Here is a 211-nt window from a genome sequence, read left to right on the forward strand (position 1 = left end):
TTTCCCCATTCAAGAACCACATCGTCATCTGTCGGCGTTATCTCTGTTTTTACGTAGACCGTGTTTCCGTGGCAGTAGACTGTCTTTCCGTATTTGCCCGCCAGGTACATGATGTAGCCATAATCAGTGAAATTTTTCTGCTCGATATAGCTGTATTCAGGGCCGAACTCCTCCACGTCGGCATTCAGATTGTATCCTTGCACTATGTCCC

The sequence above is a fragment of the Treponema sp. UBA6852 genome (genome assembly GCA_002449305.1).
Classification (GTDB): Bacteria; Spirochaetota; Spirochaetia; order Treponematales; family Treponemataceae; genus Treponema_D.